The 26,336-nt window shown below is 72.5% G+C and carries 31 protein-coding genes; 16 read left to right on the plus strand and 15 right to left on the minus strand.

The annotated features are described in order from the left end of the window. Positions 1-22: 22 nt before the first annotated feature. The 4 genes from ABZ444_RS04195 to ABZ444_RS04210 are packed head-to-tail and all read left to right on the plus strand — an operon-like array spanning position 23 to position 2,760. Positions 23-649 carry a carbon monoxide dehydrogenase subunit G gene (locus ABZ444_RS04195; protein ID WP_357992382.1) on the plus strand — a complete coding sequence of 209 codons (627 nt, stop codon included), beginning with the start codon at positions 23-25 and terminating at the stop codon, positions 647-649. 55 nt (positions 650-704) lie between these two features. Continuing rightward, the gene (locus ABZ444_RS04200) at positions 705-1,601 is read left to right on the plus strand and encodes a hypothetical protein (RefSeq protein ID WP_357992385.1); all 897 of its coding nucleotides are present in this window, start codon (positions 705-707) and stop codon (positions 1,599-1,601) included. 48 nt (positions 1,602-1,649) lie between these two features. After that, a complete protein-coding gene (locus ABZ444_RS04205; RefSeq protein ID WP_357992388.1) occupies positions 1,650-2,321 on the plus strand; it encodes a DsbA family oxidoreductase in 672 nt (223 codons plus the stop codon). Positions 2,322-2,355: 34 nt separating this feature from the next. Continuing rightward, positions 2,356-2,760, plus strand: a complete 405-nt coding sequence (locus tag ABZ444_RS04210; RefSeq protein WP_357992391.1) for a MarR family transcriptional regulator — start codon at positions 2,356-2,358, stop codon at positions 2,758-2,760. 90 nt (positions 2,761-2,850) lie between these two features. Here ABZ444_RS04210 and ABZ444_RS04215 read toward each other — a convergent pair whose 3' ends face one another. Next, entirely contained in the window at positions 2,851-3,465 is a 615-nt protein-coding gene (locus ABZ444_RS04215) for a thymidine kinase (protein WP_352322400.1), read from the minus strand. 102 nt (positions 3,466-3,567) lie between these two features. Here ABZ444_RS04215 and ABZ444_RS04220 point away from each other — a divergent pair, with 102 nt between their 5' ends. From ABZ444_RS04220 to ABZ444_RS04230, 3 genes are read left to right on the plus strand one after another with little or no spacing between them, the layout of a single operon-like run. Further along, positions 3,568-3,939 carry a hypothetical protein gene (locus ABZ444_RS04220; protein WP_357992394.1) on the plus strand — a complete coding sequence of 124 codons (372 nt, stop codon included), beginning with the start codon at positions 3,568-3,570 and terminating at the stop codon, positions 3,937-3,939. Between the two features lie 6 nt (positions 3,940-3,945). After that, complete coding sequence (locus tag ABZ444_RS04225) at positions 3,946-5,946, plus strand: hydantoinase/oxoprolinase family protein (protein WP_357992397.1); 2,001 nt, start codon at positions 3,946-3,948, stop codon at positions 5,944-5,946. Continuing rightward, the gene (locus ABZ444_RS04230) at positions 5,939-7,747 is read left to right on the plus strand and encodes a hydantoinase B/oxoprolinase family protein (protein ID WP_357992400.1); all 1,809 of its coding nucleotides are present in this window, start codon (positions 5,939-5,941) and stop codon (positions 7,745-7,747) included. Before ABZ444_RS04225 ends, ABZ444_RS04230 begins: the two co-directional genes overlap by 8 nt. A gap of 14 nt (positions 7,748-7,761) precedes the next feature. Here the strand turns inward: ABZ444_RS04230 and ABZ444_RS04235 are convergent, their stop codons facing one another. Then, positions 7,762-8,631, minus strand: coding sequence for an NAD(P)-dependent oxidoreductase (locus ABZ444_RS04235; protein ID WP_357992402.1), 870 nt, complete (start codon positions 8,629-8,631; stop codon positions 7,762-7,764). Positions 8,632-8,703: 72 nt separating this feature from the next. Here ABZ444_RS04235 and ABZ444_RS04240 point away from each other — a divergent pair, with 72 nt between their 5' ends. Next, the gene (locus ABZ444_RS04240; protein WP_357992405.1) at positions 8,704-9,384 is read left to right on the plus strand and encodes a histidine phosphatase family protein; all 681 of its coding nucleotides are present in this window, start codon (positions 8,704-8,706) and stop codon (positions 9,382-9,384) included. On the opposite strand, the gene ABZ444_RS04245 is transcribed toward ABZ444_RS04240, so the two are convergent. The 3 genes from ABZ444_RS04245 to ABZ444_RS04255 are packed head-to-tail and all read right to left on the minus strand — an operon-like array spanning position 9,362 to position 10,912. Beyond that, the gene (locus tag ABZ444_RS04245; protein WP_357992408.1) at positions 9,362-9,811 is read right to left on the minus strand and encodes a hypothetical protein; all 450 of its coding nucleotides are present in this window, start codon (positions 9,809-9,811) and stop codon (positions 9,362-9,364) included. The genes ABZ444_RS04240 and ABZ444_RS04245 overlap by 23 nt on opposite strands. Further along, on the minus strand, positions 9,801-10,334 hold the full coding sequence (locus tag ABZ444_RS04250) for a sigma-70 family RNA polymerase sigma factor (protein ID WP_357992410.1): 534 nt from the start codon (positions 10,332-10,334) through the stop codon (positions 9,801-9,803). The genes ABZ444_RS04245 and ABZ444_RS04250 overlap by 11 nt, the downstream gene beginning before the upstream one ends. A gap of 47 nt (positions 10,335-10,381) precedes the next feature. Further along, on the minus strand, positions 10,382-10,912 hold the full coding sequence (locus ABZ444_RS04255) for an AAA family ATPase (protein WP_357992413.1): 531 nt from the start codon (positions 10,910-10,912) through the stop codon (positions 10,382-10,384). A 75-nt stretch (positions 10,913-10,987) separates the two neighbouring features. On the opposite strand from ABZ444_RS04255, the gene ABZ444_RS04260 reads away from it, so the two are divergent. Together ABZ444_RS04260 and ABZ444_RS04265 are read left to right on the plus strand one after the other, a co-directional pair. Beyond that, positions 10,988-12,145: a CoA transferase gene (locus ABZ444_RS04260; RefSeq protein ID WP_357992416.1), complete on the plus strand. Its 1,158-nt coding sequence runs from the start codon at positions 10,988-10,990 to the stop codon at positions 12,143-12,145. 73 nt (positions 12,146-12,218) lie between these two features. Next, a complete protein-coding gene (locus ABZ444_RS04265; RefSeq protein ID WP_357992419.1) occupies positions 12,219-13,703 on the plus strand; it encodes a carboxyl transferase domain-containing protein in 1,485 nt (494 codons plus the stop codon). A 4-nt stretch (positions 13,704-13,707) separates the two neighbouring features. On the opposite strand, the gene ABZ444_RS04270 is transcribed toward ABZ444_RS04265, so the two are convergent. From ABZ444_RS04270 to ABZ444_RS04290, 5 genes are read right to left on the minus strand one after another with little or no spacing between them, the layout of a single operon-like run. Further along, a complete protein-coding gene (locus ABZ444_RS04270) occupies positions 13,708-14,103 on the minus strand; it encodes a hypothetical protein (protein ID WP_352363918.1) in 396 nt (131 codons plus the stop codon). Then, the gene (locus tag ABZ444_RS04275; RefSeq protein WP_357992422.1) at positions 14,100-14,546 is read right to left on the minus strand and encodes a hypothetical protein; all 447 of its coding nucleotides are present in this window, start codon (positions 14,544-14,546) and stop codon (positions 14,100-14,102) included. The genes ABZ444_RS04270 and ABZ444_RS04275 overlap by 4 nt, the downstream gene beginning before the upstream one ends. A gap of 4 nt (positions 14,547-14,550) precedes the next feature. Continuing rightward, a complete protein-coding gene (locus ABZ444_RS04280; RefSeq protein WP_357964771.1) occupies positions 14,551-15,360 on the minus strand; it encodes a carbon-nitrogen hydrolase family protein in 810 nt (269 codons plus the stop codon). Continuing rightward, positions 15,320-16,261: a DUF418 domain-containing protein gene (locus tag ABZ444_RS04285; RefSeq protein WP_357992425.1), complete on the minus strand. Its 942-nt coding sequence runs from the start codon at positions 16,259-16,261 to the stop codon at positions 15,320-15,322. The genes ABZ444_RS04280 and ABZ444_RS04285 overlap by 41 nt, the downstream gene beginning before the upstream one ends. Continuing rightward, positions 16,258-17,979: an alpha/beta fold hydrolase gene (locus ABZ444_RS04290; RefSeq protein WP_357992428.1), complete on the minus strand. Its 1,722-nt coding sequence runs from the start codon at positions 17,977-17,979 to the stop codon at positions 16,258-16,260. Before ABZ444_RS04290 ends, ABZ444_RS04285 begins: the two co-directional genes overlap by 4 nt. A 25-nt stretch (positions 17,980-18,004) precedes the next feature. Here ABZ444_RS04290 and ABZ444_RS04295 point away from each other — a divergent pair, with 25 nt between their 5' ends. Continuing rightward, positions 18,005-19,174 carry a pyridoxal phosphate-dependent aminotransferase gene (locus tag ABZ444_RS04295; RefSeq protein WP_357992431.1) on the plus strand — a complete coding sequence of 390 codons (1,170 nt, stop codon included), beginning with the start codon at positions 18,005-18,007 and terminating at the stop codon, positions 19,172-19,174. Here the strand turns inward: ABZ444_RS04295 and ABZ444_RS04300 are convergent. Beyond that, a complete protein-coding gene (locus ABZ444_RS04300; RefSeq protein WP_357992434.1) occupies positions 19,152-19,706 on the minus strand; it encodes a helix-turn-helix domain-containing protein in 555 nt (184 codons plus the stop codon). The two genes, ABZ444_RS04295 and ABZ444_RS04300, sit on opposite strands and share 23 nt — an antisense overlap. Before the next feature lie 89 nt (positions 19,707-19,795). On the opposite strand from ABZ444_RS04300, the gene ABZ444_RS04305 reads away from it, so the two are divergent. From ABZ444_RS04305 to ABZ444_RS04315, 3 genes are all read left to right on the plus strand, one after another. Continuing rightward, positions 19,796-20,812: an aldo/keto reductase gene (locus ABZ444_RS04305; RefSeq protein WP_357992437.1), complete on the plus strand. Its 1,017-nt coding sequence runs from the start codon at positions 19,796-19,798 to the stop codon at positions 20,810-20,812. Positions 20,813-20,900: 88 nt separating this feature from the next. Next, positions 20,901-21,104: a ribbon-helix-helix protein, CopG family gene (locus ABZ444_RS04310; RefSeq protein ID WP_357992440.1), complete on the plus strand. Its 204-nt coding sequence runs from the start codon at positions 20,901-20,903 to the stop codon at positions 21,102-21,104. Beyond that, the gene (locus ABZ444_RS04315; RefSeq protein WP_357992443.1) at positions 21,101-21,475 is read left to right on the plus strand and encodes a Fic family protein; all 375 of its coding nucleotides are present in this window, start codon (positions 21,101-21,103) and stop codon (positions 21,473-21,475) included. Before ABZ444_RS04310 ends, ABZ444_RS04315 begins: the two co-directional genes overlap by 4 nt. Here ABZ444_RS04315 and ABZ444_RS04320 read toward each other — a convergent pair. Beyond that, positions 21,465-22,388 (minus strand): LysR substrate-binding domain-containing protein, encoded by a 924-nt coding sequence (locus ABZ444_RS04320; protein ID WP_357992446.1) that lies wholly within the window; start codon positions 22,386-22,388, stop codon positions 21,465-21,467. The genes ABZ444_RS04315 and ABZ444_RS04320 overlap by 11 nt on opposite strands. 116 nt (positions 22,389-22,504) lie before the next feature. Between ABZ444_RS04320 and ABZ444_RS04325 the strand changes: the two genes are divergently transcribed. Together ABZ444_RS04325 and ABZ444_RS04330 are read left to right on the plus strand one after the other, a co-directional pair. Next, positions 22,505-23,056: a peroxiredoxin gene (locus ABZ444_RS04325; protein WP_357992449.1), complete on the plus strand. Its 552-nt coding sequence runs from the start codon at positions 22,505-22,507 to the stop codon at positions 23,054-23,056. After that, on the plus strand, positions 23,053-23,589 hold the full coding sequence (locus ABZ444_RS04330) for a carboxymuconolactone decarboxylase family protein (RefSeq protein WP_357992452.1): 537 nt from the start codon (positions 23,053-23,055) through the stop codon (positions 23,587-23,589). The genes ABZ444_RS04325 and ABZ444_RS04330 overlap by 4 nt, the downstream gene beginning before the upstream one ends. A 68-nt stretch (positions 23,590-23,657) precedes the next feature. Here the strand turns inward: ABZ444_RS04330 and ABZ444_RS04335 are convergent, their stop codons facing one another. Genes ABZ444_RS04335 through ABZ444_RS04345 form a run of 3 tightly spaced genes read right to left on the minus strand, consistent with a single transcriptional unit; the run spans position 23,658 to position 26,185 of the window. Continuing rightward, on the minus strand, positions 23,658-24,743 hold the full coding sequence (locus tag ABZ444_RS04335) for an FUSC family protein (RefSeq protein WP_357992455.1): 1,086 nt from the start codon (positions 24,741-24,743) through the stop codon (positions 23,658-23,660). A 34-nt stretch (positions 24,744-24,777) separates the two neighbouring features. After that, positions 24,778-25,458 (minus strand): TMEM175 family protein, encoded by a 681-nt coding sequence (locus tag ABZ444_RS04340; protein ID WP_357992458.1) that lies wholly within the window; start codon positions 25,456-25,458, stop codon positions 24,778-24,780. A 58-nt stretch (positions 25,459-25,516) separates the two neighbouring features. Further along, positions 25,517-26,185 carry an alpha/beta fold hydrolase gene (locus ABZ444_RS04345; protein WP_357992461.1) on the minus strand — a complete coding sequence of 223 codons (669 nt, stop codon included), beginning with the start codon at positions 26,183-26,185 and terminating at the stop codon, positions 25,517-25,519. Positions 26,186-26,336: the final 151 nt, after the last annotated feature.

Below are 26,336 nucleotides of genomic sequence, written 5' to 3' on the forward strand. Positions count from 1 at the left end.
CACCGGTGCCTAGAGTGGCCGCATGAAGGTGGCGGGCAGCGCCGTGATCGGCGTACAGCGAGATCGAGTGTGGGCCGCGCTCCAGGACCCGGCGGTGCTCGTGCGCACCATCCCGGGCTGCGAGCGCCTGGAGGAGACCGGGCCGGACACCTACAGGATGACGGTCAACGCGGGCGTGGCGTCCATCAAGGGCGTCTACCAGGGAGAGGTCGCGCTGGCCGAGCCGCACGCGCCCGAGAGCTTCACGCTGCGGGCGCGCGGCCAGGGCGCGCCGGGCACGGTCGAGGCCACCGTCCTGGTCCGGTTGAGCGAGATCGACGGCGGCACCCGGGTGGACTACGACGCCGACGCGGTGATCGGCGGGATGATCGGCGGCGTCGGGCAGCGCATGCTCGGCTCGGTCGCGAAACGTACGGCGGGCGAGTTCTTCTCCGCCGTCGAGGGCCACCTCAGCGCCCCGCCCCCGGTCCCGGCGGCCCCGGCCGCCGCACCGGCCGCCCCGGCGCTCTACGAACGGCCTCCCGCCCGGCACGCCGAGCCCCGCCCGTGGGCGCTGCTGGCCGCCTTCGGCATGGGCGCGGCCGCCGCGCTGGCCGGCGTCGCCGTGGGCCGGCTGCTCGGCCGCGACGCACGCGGCCGGCGCGGCTGAGGGACGCGCCACGACGGCTCTCGCGGAAAAGGATCTCCGGGCGTAGCGTGGCGGTATGCGGCAGGCACACGCTGAAGACGCACGGAACGAAGCCAGGCGCATCGTACGCAACCTGCTGGGGGAGGAGCGCCCCACCGCCGAGTCCCTGGTCGCCGACGCGCGGCCGGTGTTCGGCGACCAGCGGACCGACCGCGCGCTCGGGCTCGCGCTCGGCGCCTCCCTCACCCGCCGATCGGCCGAACTGGCCGCCATCGCCGCGCTCCTCGTCGGCACCCGCGAGCTGGGCGCCGGCTGGTGGACGCGCCCCAGGGGCGGCAAGCTGCCGCCGCCCGACGAGGTGCTGCGCACGGCCGTCGCGATCGAGCCGTGGACCGACCTGACCGCGCTGGAGATGCTGGCCGCCTGGATCGCCGACGACGCCGCCGACCAGCTCTGGGGCCGGCCCGTCGCCGAGGTCGACCTCAACTCCTGGCAGGCCGAGGACCGCTTCGAGCTGCCGCCGGAGGTCAGGCCGGGCCAGCGGCTCGTGGTGCACTTCGACGCGGGCGGCCGGCTCGACGCGGTCGTCGCCCGCCGTCCCGACGACGCGCTGGGGTCCAATCTCGACTTCCAGTCGCTGCGTTACTCCAGGCCCGCCGAGGCCCAGTGGAGCTGGGGGGTGGCCGCCGGGCTCGGGCCCCACCGGCTGCCCGGCGAGAAGCCCGACCCGTACGCCCGCGAGATCCCGGCCGCCGCCGCGGGGGTGCTGCGGGCCTGGGCCGTCCGCCACGGCGTCACCCGCGAGGAGCTGGGCGAGCGCTGGGGGACCGTCGGCGACGTGGTGGCCGCCATCGAGCGGGTCGACTGGATGTGGCGCAGCGGCGAGTGGTTCGGCTGGTGGCGCGGCGCGTCCGCCCTGGTGGACGACTCGGCCTACCTGCCGTACCGGCTGGAGGAGCTGGCCGCCGGCTGACCCGCGGCCGGCCGGAATCGCCGTGCGGGCCGCGTGGTTGTCGATGGGGTGAAAGTCGAGATCTTCTCCGATGTCGTGTGCCCCTGGTGTTACATCGGGCACGTCAGGTTCGCCCGCGCCGCCGAGCGTTTCCGTGCCAAGGGCGGCACGATCGAGGTGACCATGCGCCCGTTCCAGCTCAACCCCGACGCCCCCGTCGAGGGCGAGCCGCTGATCCCGGCCCTTGAGCGCAAGTTCGGGCCGGGCGCGCGGCAGATGGCCGAACGCGTCCGGGCCGCCGCCGCCGAAGAGGGGCTGGAGATGGACTACGAGCGGGCCGTCAGCTCCCACACCTTCGAGGCCCACCGGCTCATCGAGGTCGCCACCGCCCAGGGGCTCGGCAAGGAGATGGCCGACCGGCTGTTCCGCGCGTACTTCAGCGAGGGCGCGAACGTCGGCGACCCCGGCGTGCTGAGCCGCCTGGCCGGCGAGGTCGGCGTCCAGGACACCGGCGAGGGCGCCGAGCAGGTGCGCGACCAGCTCGCCAGGGCCGGCGCGCTGGGTGTCAGCGGGGTGCCGCTGTTCCTGTTCGAGGGCAAGTTCGCGGTGTCGGGCGCGCAGCCCGAGGACACCTTCGCGGCGGCGATCGACGAGGTCGCCGAGCGTACCGGCCAGACGCCGATCACCCAGCTCGCCCCGCCGGCCGACGGGTGCGACGACGACGGCTACTGCGCGGTCTGAACGGCCCCGCCCGCGGCGGTGCGACAATCGGAAGGTGTCGAGCCGCCGCCTTGGTTACCTGCTCAAGCATGCCGCGCTGCGCCTGGCCGAGTTCACCGGCCCGGCGCTCGCGCCCTACGGGATCGACGGGCGGGAGCTCGCGGTGCTGTCGGTGATCGACGCCCCCGAGCCGCTGTCGCAGCAGGAGGCGGCCCAGCGGCTCGGCATCGACCGCACGACGATGGTCGCCATGGTCGACGCGCTGGAGGGCAAGAAGCTGGTGGCGCGGCGGCCGCATCCGGGCGACCGCCGCAAGAACGCGGTGGAGCTGACCGAGCGCGGCCGCGAGACCGTGCGCCTCGCGGTGCCGGCCGTGGAGGAGGCCGAGCGCGCCTTCCTGGCCGCCCTGCCGGAGGACGAGCGACGCCTGTTCCGCGGCGCCCTCGACCGGCTGGTGTGAGGCACGCCGGTCAGGCTGGTGTGAAGCCCCCGGCCCAAGGCACCCGGCTCAAGGCATCCGGCTCAAGGCATCCGGCTCAAGGCATCCGGCTCAGGCCGGCGCGCCGCCCTCGCCGAGCTGGCCGGAGCGGTGGTGGCGGCGGCAGAGCACCTGGTAGCGCACCGGCGAGGCGTCGGTGTCGCCGATCACGACCTGCTCGCCCGTCCGCGCCAGCACCCCGCCCACCACGCGCGCGTTGAGCTGCCCGGGGCGTCCGCACCAGCACAACACCTCGACCTGCAGCCGGCACACCTCGTCGGCCAGCTCGAACAGCCGCTGCGCGCCGGGGAACATGACCGATCTGAAGTCGGAGGCCAGCCCGAAGGCGTAGACGTCGATGCCGTGCTCGTCCACCAGGTCGGCGAGCTGCTCGATCTGCTCGACCGTGTAGAAGCAGGCCTCGTCGCAGATCAGGTAGTCGATGCGCTCGTGCGAGGTGACCAGGCCGACGAGGTCGAGGGAGTCCTCCACCTCGATCGCCTCAAGGCCCAGCCCGATCCGGCTGGTGACCTTCGGGCCGCCGGAGCGGTCGTGCTTGGTCAGGACCAGTCCGCGCCGCCCCTGGCGGCCGTGGTTGTAGTTCATCTGGAGCGCCAGAGTGGACTTCCCGCAGTCCATGGGGCCGAAGTAGAACTTCAGTACGGCGTCCCGGGCTCCAGATGGCACGGCTGACAAGGCAGACAGTTCGGTCACAGGAGGCCAGCTTAGCGGCTTGGCTTGTTCCATGACCTCGTGGGACATTTCTCCCCTGGACTATCAGGAGGAACTGTGGTCACCGACAATCCACCGACGCTCGACGCGATGCTGACACAGGACGACGTGACGGCCGCCCAGGCCGACGCCACCCGATGGCGGTACGGTTTCCTGGTCGTCGTGGCGGGCATCGTCGCGATCCTGATCGCCTTCGGCGCCGCGGTGTTCGCCACCAAGGAGTTCGCCGCGCTGTTCGCGGGCGTGGCCGGAGTGGTGGGCACGATCATGGGCGCCTATTTCGGCGTGCAGGCCGGCCAGTCGGGGAAGGCCAGAGTCGAGGCCGAACTGGCAAAATCCCAAGAGCTGGTGGTGCGCCTGGCGGCCTACGTCGGCACCCAGAACGCGCCCCGGGTCATCGACGAAGTTCTCGGCCGTCGCCGAAGCTGAGGAGCCATGCGTAGCGTCCGAATCGGAGTGGACACCGGGGGCACGTTCACCGACGTCGTGGCGGTGGACGAGCAGACCGGTGAGATCGTCACCACCAAGACCCCCTCGACGCCCGCGAACCCGGCCGACGGGTTCGTCGCGGGCATCGGGAAGCTGGGCGAGCTCGACGTCGCCTCCATCGTCCACGGCACTACCGTCGCAACGAACCAGCTGCTCGAAGACCGCATCGCGAACCTCGGGTTCATCACCACCGAGGGCTTCGAGTTCATCCTGGAGATTGCCAGGCAGAGTGTGCCGGACGGCTACGGCAACTCCTACTTCTGGGTCAAACCGCCGCGGATCGTCCCCGTGCACCTCGTCAGGACGGTCGGCGGCCGGCTCGACCATCTCGGCAACGAGGTGCGGCCGTTCTCCGAGGAGCAGGCCGTCGAGGCGGCGCGCTGGCTCAGGTCGAAGGGGATCAACGCGGTCGGCGTGTGCTTCCTGCACTCCTACGCCAACCCCGAGCACGAGCGCCGCATGCGCGAGATCCTCTGGCGCGAGCACCCGGAGGCGGTGATCTCGCTCTCCAGCGACGTGCTGCGCGAGTACCGCGAGTACGAGCGCTCGATCACCACCCTGGTGGACGCCGCGGTCAAGCCCGCCATGCGCGGCTACATCGCCGGCCTGTCCAACCGGCTCGGCATGCCGTTCTCGGTGATGAAGTCCAACGGCGGCGTGCTGTCGGCGCGCGAGGTCGTCAACCAGCCGATCACCACCGTGTTGTCGGGCCCGGCGGCGGGCGCGCTCGGCGCGGCGCTCATCGCCTCCACCGCCGGGCATCCGTCGGTGATCACCCTCGACGGCGGCGGCACCTCGACCGACGTGGCCGTGGTGATCGACGGCGAGCCGTCCCTGACCACCGAGGGCACGATCGGCCGGTACCCGTGCAAGATCCCGATGATCGACATCGTCACGGTCGGCGCGGGCGGCGGCTCGGTGGCCTGGATCTCGCCCGAGGGCACGCTGAAGGTCGGCCCCCGCTCCGCCGGCGCCGATCCGGGGCCCCTGTGCTACGGCAAGGGCGGCTCGGAGGTCACGGTCACCGACGCGCACGTGTTCCTCGGCCGCATCCCTCCCCACCTGCTGGGCGGCGAGATCCCGCTCGACGCCGACGCCGCCCGCCAGGGCGTCGAGGCGCTGGCCGACAAGCTCGGGCTCACCCCCGAGCGCACCGCGACCGGCATCCTGGAGATCAGCGCGTTCAACCAGAGCAACGCGATCCGGCAGCTCACCGTCAAGCGCGGCCTGGACGTACGGGACTACCCGCTGGTGACGTTCGGCGGGTCGGGGCCGCTGCTGGCCTGCCGCCTGATCGACATCCTGGGCCTGCCCGCCGTCGTCGTCCCGCGCGACCCGGGCAACGTCTCGGCGTTCGGCCTGCTCACGGTCGACGTCAAGAACGACTACGTGCGCACGTACGTCACCCGTGACCTCGCGCTCAAGACCGCCGCGCAGATCTTCCAGGAGCTGGAGGGCCAGGCCGCCGAGGCGCTCGACCGCGAGGGCTTCGACGACCCGGTCCACGTGCGCAGCGCCGACCTGCGCTACTACGGGCAGGCGTTCGAGGTGCGCGTCACCGCCCCGGCGGGCCCGCTCGACGACGACTGGACGCGCACGGTGATCGACGCTTTCCACGACGCCCACGAGAAGCTGTACGGGTACGCCTACCGCGACGACCCCCGCCACGGCGTCGAATGGGTCAACCTGCGCGTCTCGGGCATCGGTCCCATCACCCGTCCGGCGATCCGGCGGCTCGACAAGCCGGGGGAGGGGGCCACCTCGGTCCGTCCGGTGCACTTCGAGGAGACCCGCGACACCCCGATCCACCAGCGGGCCGCGCTCGGGCCGGGAGCCACCGTCCAGGGGCCGGCGGTCATCGAGGAGTACGGATCGACGATCCCCGTGCACCCCGGCTTCACCGCGAAGGTGGACGAATACGGAAATGTGGAGATCCGACGTGATTGATCCGATCCTGGTGGAGATCGTCGAGGGCACGCTGGCCTCCGTCGAGCAGGAGGTCGAGACGGCCATCGCCCGTACGGCCCGCTCCCCGATGATCCGCGACGCGCACGACTTCCGCGCCGGCATCCACGACGCCCGGCTGCGCAAGCTCACCGGCCGCTCCTACAGCGCGCTCGTCCAGCCGATCGTGCGCGACTTCCCGATCGAGACGATGAAGCCCGGCGACGTCTACTTCCACAACGACGTCTACCTGTCCGAGGGCGGCATCGGCCACCTGCCCGACCTGTGCGTCACCGTGCCGGTCTTCCACGACGGGGCCGTGGTGGCGTTCGTGCAGGCGTTCGGCCACCACGACGACATCGGCGGCGCGGTGCCCGGCTCGATGCCCTCGCACGCCCGCTCGGTGTACGAGGAGGGCCTGATGATCCCGCCGATCAAGCTGTGGGACCAGGGCGTGCCGAACGAGACCGCGCTGCGCATCATGACCCGCAACTCCCGCATGCCCGACTCCCTGGCCGGCGACCTCGACGCCGAGTGCTCGGCCTGCCTCATGGGCGCCCGCCGCCTGGGCGAGCTGTTCGACCGGTACGGCAGGCAGGCCGTCGAGGAGTGCTTCGACGCGATCGTCTCCAAGACCACCGAGACCTTCCGCAGGGAACTGCTCGCCAAGATCCCCGAAGGCACGTACGTCTGGGAGGACTACGCCGAGCACGACGGCGTCGACGAGCCCCGCCTGCACGCCCAGCGCATCACGCTCACCGTCGACCACGCCGCCGACGCGCCGCTCACGATCGACTTCACCGGCACCTCGCCCCAGGCCAAGGGCCCGATCAACCACGCGGGCGACTACGCCGACGGCGTCTTCCTGAAGAAGTGGCTGGCGCCGGTGCTGCGCAACCTCGCCGACACGCCCGAGCGCATGGCCGAGCTCGACGTCAACGAGGGCGTCGTGCCGCTGATCAAGATGGTCTTCCCGGAGAAGGGCACGCTGCTCACGCCGGTCTTCCCGGCGCCCACCAACGCCCGCACGTTCGTCATCCTGCGCCTGCTCGGCGTGCTGGCCGGCGTGCTGGCCAAGGCCACCGGCGGACGCATGCCCGCCGACCAGGAGACCATCCGCTACACCGGCGTGTACGGCAACGACGCGGGCGGCACGCCGTACCTGATGCGCGAGGTCCTGGGCGGCGGCTCGGGCGGCCGCTGGTACGCCGACGGCGAGGACACCATCCACGTGGTCCCCGACTCGCGCAACATCCCGGTCGAGTTCGCCGAGGCGCGCTGGCCGTTCCGGGTGGAGCGGCTGGGGCTGGCCTGCGACTCGGGCGGCCCCGGCATGTTCCGCGGCGGCCTGGGCTACGACAAGCACATCAGGATGCTCAGGGACGCGTCGTACATGTCGATCGCCGACCGGTCGATCCTGTCGTGCTGGGGCGTCAACGGCGGCCTGGCCGGGCGCCCGTTCCGGGTGGAGATCGCCGGCAAGGAGATGGACGGCCTGGTGGACGACCACCCCGTCCAGGCCGGCGACCTGATCCGCATCCGCACGACGGGCGGCGGCGGCTGGGGCTCCCCCTACGACCGCGACCCGAGGGCGGTGGCGGCCGACGTCCGCGACGGCAAGGTCTCGATCGCCGGCGCCCTGGGCGACTACGGCGTGGTCCTGGACGGCGATCGCATCGACGAACGCGGCACCGCCGAGCTCCGCGCCCGCCTCCGCCCGCCTGCGGACCGCTTCTTCGACCGCGGCCCCGGCTACCCGAGGCTGTCCGGCGGCAGGACGTTCGCGGAGGTGGACGAACTGTAAGGAACCGGCGAGGGCTACTCCTTGTCGAAGCTGGCGAAGTAGGTGGCCACCATGTCCTGGTCGCCGTGCCCCTGCGCCTCGGCGCGGCGCAGGCGCTCGCCGGCCGCCGCCACCATGTCCAGCCGCACCCCGGCCGACTCGCCCGCCTGGGTGATCAGCCGGGTGTCCTTCTCGGCGTTGTGCACGGTGAAGGACGGCTCGAAGTCGCCCTCCTGGATGGCCTTCGACTTGGCCTGGAAGTAGACGTTGTCCAGCGGGCCGCCGGTCACCACCTCGCGGATCAGGCCGGGGTCGAGGCCGAGCCCCTTGGCCAGGGCCAGGGCCTCGGCCACGATGCCGGTCATCGAGATGGCGTAGCTGACCGCGGCCATCTTGAGCTTGGTGCCGGTGCCCTGGGCGCCGTCCTCGCCGAGCCAGAGGGTGCGCGAGCCGACGGCGTCGAACACCGGGGCGAGCGCCTGCCTGGCCGGCTCGGGGGCGGCCGCCAGGATGACCAGCTTGCCCTGTTCGGCCGGCTGCCTGGTGCCCTGGACGGGCGCGTCGGCGAAGGTCAGCCCGTGCTCGGCGGCCAGGGCGGCCAGGCGGTCGACCGCCGCCACGCCGACCGTGCTCATCTGCGCCCAGACCTGGCCGGGGCGGAGCGCGGGCGCGGCGGCGGTCATCGCCGCGTGCACGGCGTCGCCGTCGCTGAGCATCGTGACGATCACGTCGGCGCCCTCGACCGCCTCGGCGGGGGAGCCGGCGACGACGGCGCCGTCGGCCGCCAGCGGCTCGGCCTTGTCCCGCGTGCGGTTCCACACCCTGACCGGCAGGCCGGCCCTGAGCAGGTTGCGGGCCATGGGAGCGCCCATGAGCCCGGTCCCGAGTACTGCGACTTCAGTCATGAGGATCACCCTACGACGGCCCGGTCCGGCGGCTTCGGCGAGGTACGGCGTCCGGATGCGAGGATGGCGGCCATGGGACCTTCGCGGATCGTCGCCGTACGCCACGGGGAGAGCCAGGCGAACCTGGCACACGCGCAGGCCGGCGACCGGCCACTGGTCTACGAGCGGGGCGACCACGAGGTGACGCTGACCGAGCTCGGCCTGCTCCAGGCGCGGGCGCTCGGCCGGATGCTGGCCGGGCTGCCCGCCGGCGAGGCGCCCGAGGAGGTGTGGTGCTCCCCCTACCTGCGGGCGCTCGACACCTGGAAGACCGCCCAGGAGACCTGGGGCGCCGGCGCGCTGCCGGTGACCGTGGACGAGCGGCTCAGAGACCAGGAGTCGGGCGCGTTCGCGCCGTTCAACCTGGCCGCCATCGGCGAGCGTTTCCCCGGCGAGGTGCGGCGGATGCGGGCCGAGGGCGCTTACGCCTACCGCCCGCCCGGCGGCGAGTCGCTGGCCGACGTGGTGGTCCGGCTGAAGGACTTCCTGCACGGGCTGAGCGCGGCGGCGGACGGGCGGCGGGTGCTGATCGTCGCCCACGACTCGGTGGTGCTGGCCCTGCGGCACGTCGTGGCCGGGCGGGACGACGCCGACCTGGCCGACGTCCTGCGGTTCGCGCCGGTGCTGAACGCCTCGGTGTCGGTCTGGCGGGCCGCGGGCGGAGGGTTCGAGGTGGTGGCGTTCAACGACGTCACCCACCTAGATCCCGCTTGAGCCGCAGCAGCCGCGCCCGCCGCGCGTGGGCCTGCCCGGTCAGCACGGCGCTCACCGCCACGAACGCCAGCCCGAGCGCCAGCGCGCCGGGGGCCACGGCGGCCACGAGCGCGGCGGTGAGCAGGGCGGCGGCCAGGGCGATCCAGCCGGCGATCACCCGGTCGCGGGCGAACAGCGGCGTCCTGCGCGTGCCGAGCCAGCCGCCGTAGCAGGCCCAGGCCAGGCAGAACGCGGTGAGGGCGGCGAAGGCCAGGTGTGTGCGGCCGGGCAGCGGGCCGGGCTCGGTCCACCACAGGGCGCAGACGAAGACCGTCCCGGCGGCGCCGGCGAGCAGGGCGGTCAGGGCGCGCACGCGCCGCCACGGCGACAGCGACGGTTCGAGGCGCTCGATGATCTGGTCGGCGGTCAGGCGCGGCTCATCGGTCATGGTCGATCTCCTTCAGGTGGTCGCGCAGGAGGCGGCGGGCGCGGCTGAGCCGGGACTTGACGGTCCCCGCCGGAATGCCGCAGATCTGGGCGCACTCCTCGACCGGCAGGTCCTCCAGGTAGTGCAGGACGAGGATCTCCCGCTCGGGAAGGGGCAGGGCGGACAGGGCGGCGACCAGGCCGGCGCGGTCCACGACGGCGTCGGCCGGGTCGTCGGTCACCGGCTCCGGCCCGGCCGCGCTCTCCGCCGCGCTCTCGGACCGGGCGTACTCCGCGCGCAGGCGGTCGGTGACCGCCCGGCGGGCGATGGTGAACAACCAGGGCGTGAACCGTCCGGGGGCGCGCAGCCGGGGCAGGCCGCGCACGACGGCCGCCCAGATCTCCTGGGTGACGTCGTCGGCCCGCCCGGCGTCCAGCATGCGCCGGACGTAGGTCCAGACCGGGGCGTGCCAGCGGTGCACGAGTTCGTCGATCGCCGCGCGCTCGCCCAGCTGGGCGCGTACGACGAGCAGCTCATCGGTCATGTCGTCCTTCCGTCACCCTGCTCAGTCGGGCGGGAGGGCGACCCGGTTCACGTCTCGACGACGAGATCGGCGCGCTCGCGGGTGCGGTCGGCGGCGAACCAGGCCCGTTCGGCCGCGAACCACTCCCGCCAGCGGGGTTCGAGCTCGGGGCCGTCGCGGTCGAGGACGCGCCGCAGCCGCACGGCCTCGGGGGCCTCCACCCAGACGGTGAAGGCCAGCAGGCGGGCGGCCGACCGGCGGGCGGTGCCGACGCCCTCGACGACCAGCACGGGCGCGGCCGGCACGGCGACCTGGTCGGCGTAGCGCTCGCGCACCCAGTCGTACCTGCGGAAACCGGCCGGGCGGCCGTGCCGCAGCGGTTGCAGGACCTGCTCGTCCAGCAGGCGGAACCAGGCGCCGGGGCCGTCGTCCCAGTGGACGGGGAAGTCGTCGCTGTGGATCACCTGGCAGCCGAGCGCCGCGCCGAGCCGGCCGGCGAAGGTGGTCTTGCCCGAGCCCGCCGGGCCGTCGACGGCCACCAGGCGGACGGGCCCGCACGAGGGCGGCAGGGCCTGGATGCGGCGGGCCAGGGAATTCACCGGACCAGGGTAGGCGATGGTGGACGGCCGCCTGAGAGAATATTCTTCCGGCCCAACGCAAGCTGGAGGTTGACCTTGCTCGGACCCCTCGGCGACGTCGTCGTCCTCGATCTGTCCAGGGCCCTCGCGGGGCCGCACGCCGCGCAGATGCTCGGCGACCTGGGCGCCCGGGTGATCAAGGTGGAGCATCCGGACGGCGGTGACGACTCGCGCGGATGGGGGCCGCCCTTCGTCGGGCCCGACCACGACATCTCGACCTACTTCCTGGCGGCCAACCGCAACAAGCAGTCCATCGCGGTCGATCTCAAGTCCGCCGGGGGCAGGAAGCTCATCGAGCGGCTCGTCCGGCAGAGCGACGTGCTGATCGAGAACTTCCGCACCGGCGTGCTCGACCGGCTCGGCTTCCCCGTCGAGCGCCTGCACGAGCTCAACCCGCGCCTGGTCGTCCTGTCGATCACCGGGTTCGGCCACGACGGGCCCGAGGGCGGCCGGCCGGGCTACGACGTGATCGCCCAGGGCGAGGCGGGGCTGATGTCGCTGACCGGGCCCTCGCGCGAGGAACCGTACCGGGTGGGCGCCTCGATCGCCGACCTGCTGGCCGGCATCCACGGCGCGTACGGCGTGGCGGCGGCCCTGTACGAGCGCGAGCGCACCGGCCGGGGCCGGGTGGTGCGCACGTCCCTGCTGGCCGCGGTCACCGGCGTCCACTCCTACCACGGCACGGCCTGGACGGTCGGCGGCCAGGTCCCCGGCGCCAACGGCAACCACCACGCCTCCATCGCCCCCTACGGCGCCTTCCGCTGCGCCGACGGCATGCTGCAGATCGCCGTGGCGAACGACGGCCAGTGGAAGAAGGTCGCCAAGCTACTCGACATCGACCCTGATGTGGCGAAATATGCGACCAACAGGCAGAGATTCGCACACCGGGACGAGCTGATCGCCGACATGGAGAAGGCCCTGGCCGACCACGACCGCGCCCACTGGCTGGCCAGGCTGGGCGAGGCCGGCGTGCCCGCGGGCGCGATCAGGTCGATCGACGAGGTCTACGCCTGGGAGCAGACCCGCTCCCAGGGGCTGCTGATCGAGGTGGACCACCCCATGCTCGGCCCGATCGAGCTTCCCGGGCCGCCGCTGCGCTTCGACGGCCTGCCCGCGGCCGAGCACACCGCGCCCCCCGCACTCGGCCAGGACGGCGAGGCCGTGCTCGCCTGGCTCGAAGAGCGGGAGGGATGATCGGCAATTCCCGGCTCCGGCATGTACCCTCGTGCGTCACCATGGCATCATCGGTTGATCGTTAGGAGCGATAGTGAGCCGTCCGGACGCGCGCACACTGATCGAAGCGGTCCTCGACAGGGGGTCGTGGAAGTCGTGGGACGCGCCGCCCGCCGATCCGGCGGAGCCCGGCTCCTCCTATGCCGAGGAGCTGGCCGCGGCCCGCGTGAAGTCCGGCTACGACGAGTCGGTGATCACCGGCGAGGGGCTGCTCGACGGCCGCAGGGTCGCCGTCGTGATCTGCGAGTTCTCCTTCATGGCGGGGTCGGTCGGGGTCGCCGCGGCCACCCGCATCGCGGCCGCGGTCGAGCGCGCCACGCGTGAGCGGCTGCCGCTGCTGGCCGCCCCGGCCTCGGGCGGCACCCGGATGCAGGAGGGCGCGCTGGCGTTCGTCCAGATGGTCCGGATCACCGTCGCGGTGCAGGAGCACCGCGCGGCCGGGCTGCCCTACGTCGTCTACCTGCGCCACCCGACGACGGGCGGGGTGCTGGCCTCCTGGGGCTCGCTCGGGCACGTCACGGCGGCCGAGCCGGGGGCGCTGATCGGGTTCCTCGGGCCGCGGGTGTTCGAGGCGCTGCACGGCTACCCCTTTCCCGAGGGCGTCCAGGTGGCCGAGAACTTCTACGAGCACGGCCTGGTCGACGCCGTCGTGTCGGCCGACGACGCCCGCAGGGTCGCGATCAGGGCCCTTTCCGTGCTGTGCGCCGGCCGTACCGGTGTCGAGGCGGGCGAGCCGCCCGCGGAGGACCTGCGGCCGGTGGAGGCGTGGGAGGCGATCACCCGCTCGCGCCGCGACGACCGTCCGGGCGTGCGCACGCTGCTCAAGCTCGCCGCCACCGACGTGACGCCGCTCAGCGGCAGCGGCGCCGGCGAGAACGAGCCGGGGCTCGTGCTGGCGCTGGCCAGGTTCGGGTCGGCGCCCGCCGTGGTGCTCGGCCAGGACCGGCGCAGACAGCGCCGCCGCTCGCCGCTCGGCCCGGCCGGGCTCAGGGTGGCCAGGCGCGGCATGCGCCTGGCGGCCGAGCTGGGGTTGCCGCTGGTCACCGTGGTCGACACCGCGGGGGCCGACCTGTCGAAGTCGGCCGAGGAGGGCGGGCTGGCCGCCGAGATCGCCCGCTGCCTGGCCGAGCTGGTCACCCTCGACGCGCCGACCGTGTGCCTGCTGCTCGGCGAGGGCGCGGGCGGGGCGGCGCTGGCGCTGCTGCCGGCCGACCGGGTGTTGTGCGCGCAGCACGCCTGGTTGTCGCCGCTGCCGCCGGAGGGCGCCTCGGCCATCCTCTACCGGTCGGTCGACTTCGCCCCCGAGATCGCTCAGGCCCAGCACATCCGGGCCACCGACCTGCGGCGCGACGGCATCGTCGACCGGGTGATCCCCGAGCTGCCCGATGCCGCCTACGAGCCCAGGCAGTTCTGTGAGCGGGTGGGGCGGGCGCTGGAGCACGAGATCGCCAAGCTGCTGGAGGTGGCCCCGGCCGACCGCCTGGCGGCCCGCCTGGCCCGCTACCGCGCCCTGGGCTGACCGCCTACGGCACGGGGATACGTTCGACGCGGATGGAGAAGACCTCTTCGCGCGGCACGACCACCTCGTACGCGCCGTGGTCGACCATCCAGTAGCCGAGCGCCTCGGCCTTCATGCCGCTGTGGCCGGTGTAGGCGATGTGCAGGCCGTCGTCGTCCTCGTCGAGCACGATGCACGGCTCGCCGCCGAAGGCGCCGACGGTGCGGACCAGCACCAGCCACTCCAGCCGCGACCTGGCCACCACCCGCCGCCAGTAGCCGGAGGCGGGCTCGAAGCCGTCGAGCTCCACCTCGCTGAACAGCACGACCTGGTCGTTGTCCGGGCCGAGCGCGGCCGGCAGCGTACGCTCGCCGAAGCGGGCCACGAAGCCGGAGGCGACCGGCGTGATCTCCTCGCTCATGCGGCGGGCCGCCAGGTCAGGCCGTCGTAGCCGGCGAAGGGCCGCTCGCCCTCGCCGGCGACGTGGACGATCTCCGCCCCCGCCGGGATCGGCATCGGGACGGTGTGGAACTGCGGCACCACGTGGTCGGGCGAGGTGGTGAACCCGTTGCCGGCGAACGGCGGCACGTCGCTCCAGTCGCCTCCCATGTGCGGGCCGTAGGGCACCGCGTAGGTGTCGACGTCGCGGGCGTGCCAGCGCATCAGGTAGAGCTCGGGCACCTCGGGGAACAGCTCCGAGCCGTCGAAGGACAGGTCGAGGCCGTAGTAGAGGGCCGCCGGCGTGGTCAGCCTGACGCAGTCCTGGACACGGTAGACGTAGCCGGAGATCACGGTGCGCTTGCCCGACAGGTACGGCACGAGCAGACGCGGCGGCACGACCTTCTGCATCTGCGTTCCGCTCATGGCTCTACTTTACGGTCGGTTGACCCTTGAGCACCCGGTGATCCAGACACGGGAGCATGGCCCTGGCGGTGGCCGTCCATTCGGTGTCGAGGCGGACGAGCTGGACCCCCGGACCGGTGCCGAGGTCGGCCCGGACCACTCCGAGCGGATCGACCAGCATGCTGCGCCCCACGCCGAACCCGTCCTTCGACTCCTCCGGGTTGGGCGCCTGGCCGACGGCGGCCGTCCACATCGTGTTCTCCAGGGCCCGTGCGCGGACCAGCGTGACCCAATGGTCCTCCTTCAGCGGGCCCGACCCCCAGGCGGCGATCACCGCGAACAGGTCGGCGCCCTTGTCGACCAGCGCCCTGGTCAGCTCGGGGAAGCGGATGTCGTAGCAGGTGACCAGCCCGACGCGCAGCCCGGCCAGCTCGACCACGGTCGGCTCGGCGCCCGGCGCCACCATGTCGGACTCCTTGGAGCCGAAGGAGTCGAACAGGTGGATCTTCCGGTAGGCGGCCTTGATCTCGCCGTCGGGGCCGATCGCCACGGCCGTGTTGTGCACCTTGGCGCCGGCCGGGCCCTCACCCGGCTCGAACACGCCGGCGATCACCGCCAGGCCGTGGGTGCGGGCCGCCTCCGACAGCCCCGCCACGAACGGCCCGTCGAGCGGCTCGGCCAGCTCGGTGACGCGCCTGCCGTAACGGGTGAGCGTGGCCTCGGGGAAGATCGCCAGGTCGGCGCCCTCGGCGCGGGCGAGCGCCTCCCTGGCCCTCTTGAGGTTGGTGGCCGGGTCAGGAGAGACCGGAATCTGGCAGAGGGCGATTGTGGTCACGGCCCGACTCTAACCGGTTGGGCACCAGTCGAAACCAGGTCAGGCACCGCCAGATCCACTCAAGTGGGCCGTACCGAAATCTGGTGAGCCACCATCCGCTGAACAACGTCTGCGCCACCACGGTCGTCAGCGCCACCGCGAGCACCGGCCAGCGGGTGGCGCCGGTCTTCAGCGGGACCGTGCACAGCGCGATCACCGCCGTGCCCGTGACGTAGTTCGTCAGCGCCATCCGGCCCAGCGGCTCCAGCAGGGCCGACGACCACGGCCGCAGCGCCAGCAGCAACCCGCTGGTGTACGCCGCCGCCCCCGACAGCGCGGCCACGCTGTAGACGGTCCAGTCGCCCGCCCCCGGCACCTCCGCGACGCCCGCCCAGGTGACCGTCAGCACCAGGGAGGTCAGCGCCGCGGCCGCGAACACGGGGGCCAGCAGGCTCCTCGGCGGCCGCAGCCGCATCAGCCCCATGCCGACCAGGAACAGGCCCGGGATGAGCGACGGGCCCGCGCCGTGCCAGGTGGCCCAGACGGTCGCCACGACGCCGAGCGCCAGCACCGGCAGGCCGCCCGGCAGGAACGAGGCGGGCAGCAGCACCACCAGGCCGTAGAGGGCGTAGTCGGTCAGCACCTCGCCCTCGTAGAAGGTGTGCTGGAGCAGGCCGAAGCAGGCCAGCCAGGCCAGCCGGCGGGCCAGCGCCCAGCGGCTTCCCGAACGGTCGAGGAACAGCACGAAGCTGATGCCGAACAGCAGCGAGAAGATCGGGTAGAAGCGGCTCTGGAACAGGGCCTCGATCGTGCGGTCGATGCCGGTGTAGGGCTCGTGGCTCGCGTGCTGCCAGGTGTTGACCAGCATGATGCCGCCCACCGCGAAGCCGCGGAGGGCGTCCAGCTCACGGATGCGTGTCACAGGAACCAGGTGAACCACCATACGAGGAATCCGGCGCCGGCGACCGCCGCCACGATGTGCGGCCACCGCCGGGCCTGGAACAGGGCCGCGACGCTCAGCACGGCCGAGGCCACCGCGATCCACGTGTACAGGCCGCCGACCGGAGCGGGGACGCCGACGGCCAGGGCCGTCTCGTTCCTGCTCGCCATACCGTAGACGGCCTGCCCGGTCAGCCCGGCGAACGCCACGCCGGCCAGCCCCGCGAAGGCGGTCACCGTCCTGCCGCGCAGCGCGCCGGCGGCGAGCTGGACGAGCGAGACGAGCACGAACAGCGCGAAGGGCGCGGCCAGCCAGGGCGCCTGCGAGATCCGGTACGGCGCGCCGGTGACGTGCGTGTCGGCGAGCCGGAGCGTCGGCGGCTGGGCCGGGTCGGGCTCGCACGGCTTCGGCGGCACGCGGCCCGGGGCCTCGACGAACTCGGCGATGTGCCTCCTGGCGCACGCGCTGGTGAGGAAGACGGCGTGGCTGCCGCGGAACGTCTCGAACCGGGCTCCGGGGACGGCCCTGGCGGCGGGCCCGGCCGTCCTCGCGGGGGTGGTGGGGTCCTGCTCGCCGCCGACGACGTAGACGGGGGCCTCGGGGACGGCGTTCACGGGGGCGGATTTGGGAAGTTGCCACGCATCACACACCGCTTTGTCCGCGTTTACCGTGAAAAGTCGGGATCTGGTGGTGAAGGTGTTGAACGGCACCTCGTCCTGGCACTGCACCGCGTGGTACAGCCCGAACTCGTGCGACACCAGCCCCTCGCCCACCGCGTCGGCCAGCGGCCGCAGCAGCTCGTCGTGCCCCCCGGCCAGCCCGTCGACCAGCGCGGGCGCCACGGCCGACACGTCGGCCTCGTGCAGCGCCTCGGCGAGGACGGTGGCCACGTCGTCGCCGGACATCGTCGCCGTGAACGGCCGGCCGAGCAGCGGATCGGTGGTCGGCACCCGGGCGGGGGAGCGGTTGAGCCTGGCCACCGCCCGGTCGAAGGCGTGGCCCGCGCCGAGCGCGGCCATGGTGTCGCGCAGGTTGCGGTCGGCGTCGTCGTACCAGGCCACGGACTCGGGCAGGAACGAGTCCAGCACGACCGACCGCACGCCCTGCGGGTCCGCCGCGGCGACGTCGGCCATGACGCGGGTGGAGTAGCTGACGCCGAACAGGTTCCAGGAGGGATGGCCGAGCGCCTGGCGCAGGGCGACCACGTCGGCGGCGATCTCCTTGGTGTTGTAGCCACGCAGGTCGATGCCCTGCTCCTGGAGACGGGCGCGGCAGCGCCGGGCCGCCGCGCCCACGTCGGCGGGCGGCCTGCGCAGCCGTCCGAGCAGCGCCTCGGCCGTCTCGGGGCAGCCCAGCACCGGGCGGGAGTACTTCCCGCCGCGCTGCTCGATCGTCACCACGTCGCGGTCGGGGAACATCTGGCTCAGGAAGCCGGTGAGTTGCAGCGACGAGGACGCCGGCCCGCCGCCCATGTAGACGATCGGGTCCGGCCTGCGGCCGGGGGACGTCGAGGTGTGGACGGCGTACCCGACCTTGATGGTCCGGCCCGGCGTGTCGCGGCGCTCGGGGACCAGCAGGAATCCGCAGACGGTGTGCTCCGGCACGGCGACCGGGCAGGGCGCGGCCTCCACGGGAGGGGGCGTGTCACGCGTGACGAGGGGAACGCTCAGGGCGAGGGCTAGCACGACCCGGATGATCACGAGACGAGACTAATAGTGTGGGGGCGTGACCGAACCACTTGTTTCCAGGATGCGCGCTTTCGGCACGACGATTTTCGCCGAGATGAGCGCGCTCGCCGTGCAGACCGGTTCCATCAACCTCGGACAGGGCTTCCCTGACACCGACGGCCCGGCCGCCATGCTCGACCGCGCCGTGCAGGCGATCACCTCGGGCGCCAACCAGTACCCGCCGGGGCCTGGGGTGCTGGAGCTCCGGCAGGCGGTCTCGGAGCACCGGATGGCCCACTACCGGCTCGACTACGACCCGGCGGGCGAGGTGCTGGTCACCGTGGGCGCCACCGAGGCCATCGCGGCCGGCGTGCTGGCGCTGTGCGAGCCGGGCGACGAGGTGATCGCGTTCGAGCCGTACTACGACTCCTACGCGGCCTCCATCGCGCTGGCCCAGGCCAGGCTCGCGGCCGTGACGCTGCGTCCGGTGGACGGCCGGTTCACCTTCGACCCCGACGAGCTGCGCGCCGCCGTCACGCCGCGTACCCGGGCGATCCTGGTCAACTCACCGCACAACCCGACAGGGACCGTCTTCACCAGGGACGAGCTGACCGTCATCGCCGAGCTGTGCCAGGAGCACGGCCTGATCGCGATCACCGACGAGGTCTACGAGCACCTCACCTTCGACGGCGTCGAGCACGTCCCGCTGGCCACGCTGCCCGGTATGCGCGAGCGCACGGTCGTGATCTCTTCGGCGGGCAAGACGTTCTCGGTCACGGGCTGGAAGACCGGCTGGGTGTGCGCGCCGCCCGAGCTGGTGCGGGCGGTCTCGACGGTCAAGCAGTTCCTCACCTTCACCGCGAGCGCGCCCTGGCAGCTCGCGGTGGCGTACGGGCTGCGCACGGAGCTGGAGTGGGTGGCCGCGCTGCGCGCCGGGCTGCAGGACAAGCGCGACCGGCTGATGGACGGGCTGACGGCGGCGGGCTTCGAGGTGTTCGGGCCGGCGGGCACGTACTTCGTGCAGACCGACATCCGGCCGCTGGGCTTCACCGACGGCCTGGAGCTCACCCGCCGCCTGCCCGAGCTGGCCGGGGTGGTGGCCATCCCCACGCAGGTCTTCTACGAGCACCCCGAACGCGGCCGGCACTTCGTCCGGTTCGCGTTCTGCAAGAAGGACGAGGTCATCGACGAGGCGGTGACCCGGCTCAAGCGCCTGTCGCAGGGGTAGCCCGGCGCAGGCCGTCGAACAGCACGGCCAGGGCCCTGGCCCGCAGGTCGTCGCTCCAGTTGTGGTGCTGCGCCGCCAGGCAGGCGGCGCTGAGCAGGGCGAGCAGCTCCGCCATGCCCACGTCCGGGCGCACCGCCCCCGCCCGCTGCGCCCGCTCCAGCAGCGCGCTGATCGCGCCCTTGATGTCGGGCGCGCCCGCCTTGGCGTCGATGCCGGCGCTGGCCAGGGCGTCCACCAGGATCTTCTTGACCGTCGAGTAGGCCACGATGCGGTCGAAGAACTCGAAGAAGGCCGCTCCGGCGTCGGCGGCGCCGGCCAGCTCCTCGGCCATCTCGGCCAGGCGCTCCTGCCGGTCGGTCACGATCGCCGCGTACAGGGCCTCCTTGGTGGGGAACTGGCGGTAGATCGTCCCCACGCCCACGCCGGCCAGCGCGGCGATCTCGCGCATCGAGGCGTCGAGCCCGTCGCGGGCCAGCACGACCTCGGCCGCCTCCAGCACGCGGGCGCGGTTGCGCCGGGCGTCGGCACGCATGGGCCCTCCTCGCGTTGACATCCGGAACCGTTGTTCCGTATCGTTCCCGGCATCCAAGCGGAACAGTCATTCCGATTCTAGGGGCATTCGTGGACTTCCAGACCATGGGACGTTCCGGGCTGCGCGTCTCCCGCGCCTGCCTCGGCACCATGAACTTCGGCACCGAGCACGGCCTGGCCGCGGGCGACGCGACCGAGGCGGGCCGCGTCATCGACGCCTACCTCGACGTGGGCGGCAACTTCATCGACACCGCCGACCTCTACCACCGGGGCGAGACCGAGGAGATCATCGGCCGGGCGCTGCGCGGCAGGCGCGAGTGGGTCGTGCTGGCCACCAAGGGCGCCATGCCGGTCGGCCCGGAGGGGCGGGGCCTGTCCAGGCGGCACCTGGCCCGCGCCCTGGAGGCCAGCCTGCGCCGCCTCGGCACCGACTACATCGACCTCTACCAGTGCCACCAGTGGGACCCGGGCACGCCGATCGAGGAGACGATGGCCACCCTCGACGGCTTCGTCCGCTCGGGCAAGGTGCGCTACCTCGGCTGCTCCAACTTCACCGCCGCCCAGATCGTCGAGGCGCAGTGGGCCGCCGAGCGGGTGGGCGGCACGCCGTTCGTGAGCCTGCAACCGCAGTACTCGCTGCTCCAGCGGGTCGTCGAGGCCGAGATCCTGCCCGCCTGCGCTCGGTTCGGCCTCGGCGCGGTCGTGTACGGCGCGCTCGGCGGCGGCGTCCTGACCGGCCGCTACCGGCGCGGCGAGATCCCCGACCCGGACAGCCGCATGGGCCGCCTGCTCGGCGCCGCGGTGCCCGGCGCGGCCCGCTGGGCGCAGTCGCTGCTCAACGACCGCAACCTGGCCGTCGCCGAGGGGCTGGCCGAGGTCGCGGCCGGCCTGGGGGCCGACCCCGCCTCGGTCGCCCTGGCCTGGGTCGCGGGCCGTCCGGGCGTCACGTCGGTGCTGCTCGGGCCGCGCTCGGTGGGGCAACTGCGGGAGAACCTGGCCGCCTTCGACCTCACCCTCCCGCCGGAGGCGGCCACCCGCCTGGACGACCTCTCCGCCCCCGCCCACACCCCCGCCGACGGCTCCTTCTTCCACCTCGTCCCCCGCTGACCCGGAAACGACGTAACCGGAAGGTCGCGGAGAGTAAAGTGTCTCCGGTGGTATCGCCGTGATACCGTCTCCGACCTACGATGAGGGCATGGCCATGACCCTTCGCCTGAACGACGAACAGACCGAGGCTCTTCGCAAGCGTGCCGAGTCGGAGGGGCGCAGCATGCAGCAGATCGTGCTGCGTGCGATCGAGGAATACCTGGAGCGCGTCTCTGACGACGAGATCACCGACGCTTTGGCGGAGAAGGGCGCCAGGCGATTCGCGGACCTGTTGCGCAGGCTGGGCGAGTGATCCGCTACGTCAGCCTCGAACAAGGGCTTCGCATCGCGCGGGTCGCGGTGGGCGCCCCCCTTCAGGTGCGCGATCTCGGGCTCCTGGAGGCTGCGTTGCTGCGGCCGCGGACCTCGCTGTTCGGGCATGACGCCTATCCCGACCTGATGACCAAGGCCGCGGCCCTCCTCCACTCGATCGTCACCAACCGTCCGCTCGTCGACGGGAACAAGCGCGCGGGCTGGCTCACGACCTACGTCTTCCTCGCGAAGAACGGAATCGAGCTCGACCCGGCCGACGACGACGCCTACGACCTGGTCGTCGCCGTCGCCTCCGGCAAGCTCGACGACGTGACGGAGATCGCCGGGGCGCTGCGCACGTTCACGAGGTGAGCTTGACCGGGAGGCGGCGTTGGCGGATGGCGGTGCGGACGGCCTTGGCGAGCTGGTCGTACTCGGCCGCGCGGGCCGAGGAGGCGCGGTAGGCCAGGCCGATCGTGCGCCCGGGGGCGGGGGCGGCGAAGCGGCGCAGCGCCAGGCGCACCCGCTTGCCGGTCTCCACCGGCACGGCCGACTCCGGCAGCAGCGTCACGCCGAGGCCGCCCGCCACGAGCTGCACCAGCGTCGGCAGGCTGGTCGCGTACGTGGTCGCGGTGGCCCGCGCGCCCACCTCGCGGCACACGTCGATGGCCTGTTCACGCAGGCAGTGGCCCTGGTTGAGGAGGACGATGTCCAGGCCCTTGAGCGCGTCGCGGTCGAGCGGCGCGGGGTCGGCGGCCAGGGGGTGGTCGTGCGGGAGGGCCAGCAGGAAGTCCTCGTCGTAGAGCGGCGCCTCCACCAGGCCGCCCACGTCCGTCGGCAGGGCGAGCAGGACCAGGTCGAGCCGCCCCTCGCGGACCTCCTCCAGGATCGTGTCCGTCTTGGCCTCGTGGACGGTCAGCTTGAGCTGCGGGAAACGCTGGGCGAACATGGGCAGCAGTGCGGGCAGCACGTACGGCGCCACGGTGGGGATCACGCCGAGGTGAGCTGGGCCGCTGAAGGGCTCGCGGTTCTGGGCGGCCTCGCCCATCAGGTCCTCCACGGCGGCCAGCACCCGCCAGGCGTGCTCGGCCACCCGCTCGCCGGCGGAGGTGAGCAGCACCTTCCGGGTGGTCCGCTCCAGCAGCTGAGTGTCCAATATCTCCTCCAGTGAGGCGATATTTCCGGACAGGGTGGGTTGGCTCATCTTCAGTGCCGTCGCCGCCTCCCTGAAGTGGAGATGCTCGGCCACGGCGAGGAAGGAACGCAGCTGAGCGAGGGTGGGCATGGGCTCACTGATAGGAATCACCTCTCAGATTGGTCCAACTACTCGATTTCTCGAATCAATGGTAGGTGCGGCAACGTAGGTGCCCTGACCCGCACTTCCTCCGAAGGAGTAGGAACTTGCTCACCGTCGGTGACCGCTTCCCCGAGTACGAACTCACGGCCTGTGTCGACCTCGACCCCGACAAGGCGTTCGCTGAGATCAACCACAAGACCTACGAGGGCAAGTGGCGCGTGGTGTTCTTCTGGCCGAAGGACTTCACGTTCGTCTGCCCGACCGAGATCGCCGAGTTCGGCCGTCTCAACGGCGAGTTCGCCGACCGTGACGTCCAGGTTCTCGGCGTCTCGGTCGACTCCGAGTTCGTGCACCACGCCTGGCGCAAGAACCACGAGGACCTGCGCGACCTGCCCTTCCCGATGCTGAGCGACATCAAGCGCGAGCTGTCGCAGGCCTGCGGCGTGCTCGGCCAGGACGGCGTCGCCCAGCGCGCCACGTTCATCGTCGACCAGAACAACGAGATCCAGTTCTCGATGGTGACCGCCGGTTCCGTGGGCCGCAACGTCAAGGAGGTCCTGCGGGTCCTCGACGCCCTGCAGTCCGACGAGCTGTGCCCGTGCAACTGGAACAAGGGCGAGGCCGGCCTGGACGCCCAGAAGCTGCTGGCCCAGTGAGCGTCGACACCCTGAAGTCGCTCCTGCCCGACTACGCCAAGGACACCAGGCTCAACCTGGGCTCGGTCACGACCACCTCGTCGCTGACCGACCAGCAGCTCTGGGGCGCCGTCCTGGCGTGCGCCCTGGCCACCAGGTCGGCGCGGGTCATCGCCGAGCTCTCGCAGGACGCCGCCGACAACCTGTCGGCCGAGGCGTTCACCGCCGCCAAGGCGGCCGCGTCGATCATGGCGATGAACAACGTCTACTACCGCGCCACCCACCTGATCGGCGACGAGACGTACGCGACGCTGCCGGCCAGGCTCCGGATGACCGTGATCGGCAACCCGGGCGTGGACAAGACGGACTTCGAGCTGTGGTGCCTGGCGGTCTCCGCGATCAACGGCTGCGGCCGCTGCCTGGAGTCGCACGAGCAGGTGCTGCGGGGCGCGGGGATGCCGCGTGAGCAGGTCCAGGAGGCGCTGCGGGTGGCCGCCGTGATCAACGCCACCGCCGCGACGCTGGAGGCCGAGGCCGCGCTCCAGACGGTCTGACCGTCCCACGGAACCGTGGAAGCGTGAAGGCGGGCGCCCGTAAGGGTGCCCGCCTTCGGCGTGCGCGGCTAGCTGCTCCGGGGCTCGTCGAGCGGGGTGAGCGCCTGGCTGGCCTGCTCGTGCTCCAGGCCCGTGGCCTGCAACAGGTCCACCGCGATCGACCGCAGCTGCGCGATGATGACGTGCGCCGAGAAGCCCAGCCGCTCGGGCCGTTCCCGGCCGGCCACCGCGAGCAGCGCCTGCCGCGCCAGCAGGGGATCGCGTCCGGCGGCCAGCTCCAGTTGCAGCAGCAGCGCCGCCTCCGAGACCTCCCGCATCGCCTCGGCCAGCGCCGTGGGCGGCGGGCTCGCCTCGCCCAGCGCCGCCAGCGTGCGGCGGACCATCACCCGGGCGTTGCGCAGGGCCAGGTCGACGGGCGTGGCGGCGGTCTCGTACCGGGCCAGGGCGGCCCGGCGATGCCAGTGCAGCGGCGAGATCATGGTGATCTCCTTGCTGGTCTCCAGCGCCATCGCGAACTCCTCGACGGCGGCCTGCGTCGTCCGCGCCTCCTCCAGCGCCTCGGCGGCCAGGTCGACGTCCCGCTTCTCGATCGCCTCCGCCGCCTGCTCCAGGACGGTGGACAGCGCGTCCAGCACGCCCGACAGGTGTTTGGCCGCGATCGTGAACGGGCTGGCGGGCATCAGCGCGACCGCCGCGACGCCGATGACGCCCCCGGTGAGGGCGTCGGCCATGCGGTCGAGGCCGCCGGCGTTCTCGCCGGGCAGCAGCGTGGCGACCAGCACCGCCGAGGAGCCCGCCTGCGCGACGAACAGCGCCCCGCCGTTGAGCAGCAGCGCGACGGCCATGGCCAGCCCGACGACCAGCGCGAGCTGCCAGGGCCCCGAGCCGATCCAGGACACCAGCAGGTCGCCGACGCCGACGCCGAGACTCACGCCGACCACCAGCTCGGCGACGCGCCGCAACCGCTGGCCGAGCCCGACGCCGACGCAGATCAGCACGGAGATCGGCGCGAAGAACGGCCGGGCGTGCCCGAGCAGGTCGACGGCGACGATCCAGGCCAGCGCCGCGCCCACCGCGCACTGCACGATCGAGGGCGCCATGAGACCGAACGTGCCCAGTCGTTCCCTTACGTGGTCGCTGAGCCTCGTTCGCACCTTTTCACCTTGGCGGATCTTTGTGACATTGAGGTCACGTTTGCCCCGTCACATCCGGCTGAACCGCGCCGGGGGCGAGCCGCCTGCGGACGAGCACGATGACCGCGACCACGACCGGCGTGGCCATCCACACGTACGTGGAGGCCTCGCCGACGCCGAAGGCCAGGACCGCGCTGACCGCCCAGAGCACGCCGCAGCCCCAGTACACCCAGGCCGAGGTGGCCATGCGCCGCCTGCTCGCGTGGGCGTTGAGCAGCCCCTGCGCCAGGGCCAGCGTGAACAGCGCGCCCTGGCAGCACATCAGGATCGCCTCCGTCCCCGCGAACAGCGCCAGCGCCAGCCCCTTGGACGCCTGGACGTCGACGTCGGCCGCCGACATCTCGCTCCACAGGTTCATCGTGTACGGCAGGAACGCCGAGAACAGCAGCAGCGGCACGTGCAGCAGCAGGACCGGCTGGGAGACCCGGTGGAGCTGGTCGAAGAGCGTGTGGTGGGCCCGCCAGCTGAACCACAACATGAGGAAGGCCAGCACGAACGCCGCGAACGAGCCCTGGTGATGGCTCAGGAAGCCCGCGAGGTCACGGAAGTCGTCCTCCGCGGGGCGGGGGATCTCCAGGACGAGCAGCGTGATCGCGATCGCGAAGACCGCGTCGCTGAACATCCCGACCCGCTCCGGGGTCATGCCGGGACGGGGGGCCGATGGGGGGCTGGACACAGCGGGTCTCCGTGGATCGTGGGGGGTGACCAGCATAGAGGTCCGGACGTCCCTGGGCTCACCTGTCCAGGAAGGCGTCCACCGCGGCCAGGAAGGCGGCCCGTTCGGTGGCGTGGACGAGGTGCCCGGCCTCGATCGTGACCAGCTCGGCGCCGGGGATCAGGCGGGCCAGCCCCGGGGCGTCGAACGGGCTCAGCCGTCCGCCCGACAGCACCAGCGTGGGCGCCGTGATCTTCCCCAGCTCGGCGGCCAGCGCCGGGTCGGGATCGACGATGTACGGCTCGGTCTGGTGCATCATCCGCCAGTCGAACCCGGTGGAGTCGTCCTCCACGAGAGGCTGCCGCCCCTCGATCGGGTACGGTGCCGTGACGTCCTCCAGCACCAGCCGCTCGACCCGCTCCGGGTGGCGCATGGCCACGTGGTAGGAGACCATGCCGCCGAGCGAGTGCCCGACCAGCCGGACGCGGTCGAGGCCCAGGTGGTCGAGGAGCGCCACGACGTCCTCGGCCATCGTGCCCACCGCGTACTCGCCCGGACGGTCGCTGGCCCCGTGGCCGCGCAGGTCGGGGGCGAGGACGTGGTGACGGGCGGCGAAGTGCTGGGTGATGCCGTTCCAGTCGTTGTGGTTCGCGGTCCTGCCGTGGACCAGGACCAGCGGCGGAGCGGCGGGGTCGCCCTCCTCGCGGTAGACGAGCTTGATGCCGTTGACATGGGCTTCGCGAATCACATCCGGGAACACTACCTTCGGTCCTTTTGTGCGCTTCAAGGTTCCGCCGAGAGCTTCACCGGCCAGCGGACCTTGACATCGCCGCGGCTGTTCATGGGCAGACATTGCCCATGAACCCCGCCGGGCCGCTCGGCTAGCGTCGCGACGGTGG

Source organism: Nonomuraea sp. NPDC005730, assembly GCF_040630865.1.
In the GTDB taxonomy this organism is placed as follows: Bacteria; Actinomycetota; Actinomycetes; order Streptosporangiales; family Streptosporangiaceae; genus Nonomuraea.

Bases quoted from the DNA above. Each gene is read 5' to 3' on its own strand.
- ABZ444_RS04300 (WP_357992434.1), bottom strand. From the start codon at position 19,706: ATGCGTGCCGACGCCCGGCGCAACCGCGCCCGCGTGCTGGAGGCGGCC.
- ABZ444_RS04270 (WP_352363918.1), bottom strand. From the start codon at position 14,103: ATGAGCGAGGAGATCACGCCGGTCGCCTCCGGCTTCGTGGCCCGCTTC.
- ABZ444_RS04310 (WP_357992440.1), top strand. From the start codon at position 20,901: ATGGCCATGACCCTTCGCCTGAACGACGAACAGACCGAGGCTCTTCGC.
- ABZ444_RS04320 (WP_357992446.1), bottom strand. From the start codon at position 22,388: ATGCCCACCCTCGCTCAGCTGCGTTCCTTCCTCGCCGTGGCCGAGCAT.
- ABZ444_RS04245 (WP_357992408.1), bottom strand. From the start codon at position 9,811: ATGACCGATGAGCCGCGCCTGACCGCCGACCAGATCATCGAGCGCCTC.
- ABZ444_RS04250 (WP_357992410.1), bottom strand. From the start codon at position 10,334: ATGACCGATGAGCTGCTCGTCGTACGCGCCCAGCTGGGCGAGCGCGCG.
- ABZ444_RS04240 (WP_357992405.1), top strand. From the start codon at position 8,704: ATGGGACCTTCGCGGATCGTCGCCGTACGCCACGGGGAGAGCCAGGCG.
- ABZ444_RS04235 (WP_357992402.1), bottom strand. From the start codon at position 8,631: ATGACTGAAGTCGCAGTACTCGGGACCGGGCTCATGGGCGCTCCCATG.
- ABZ444_RS04275 (WP_357992422.1), bottom strand. From the start codon at position 14,546: ATGAGCGGAACGCAGATGCAGAAGGTCGTGCCGCCGCGTCTGCTCGTG.
- ABZ444_RS04200 (WP_357992385.1), top strand. From the start codon at position 705: ATGCGGCAGGCACACGCTGAAGACGCACGGAACGAAGCCAGGCGCATC.
- ABZ444_RS04225 (WP_357992397.1), top strand. From the start codon at position 3,946: ATGCGTAGCGTCCGAATCGGAGTGGACACCGGGGGCACGTTCACCGAC.
- ABZ444_RS04195 (WP_357992382.1), top strand. From the start codon at position 23: ATGAAGGTGGCGGGCAGCGCCGTGATCGGCGTACAGCGAGATCGAGTG.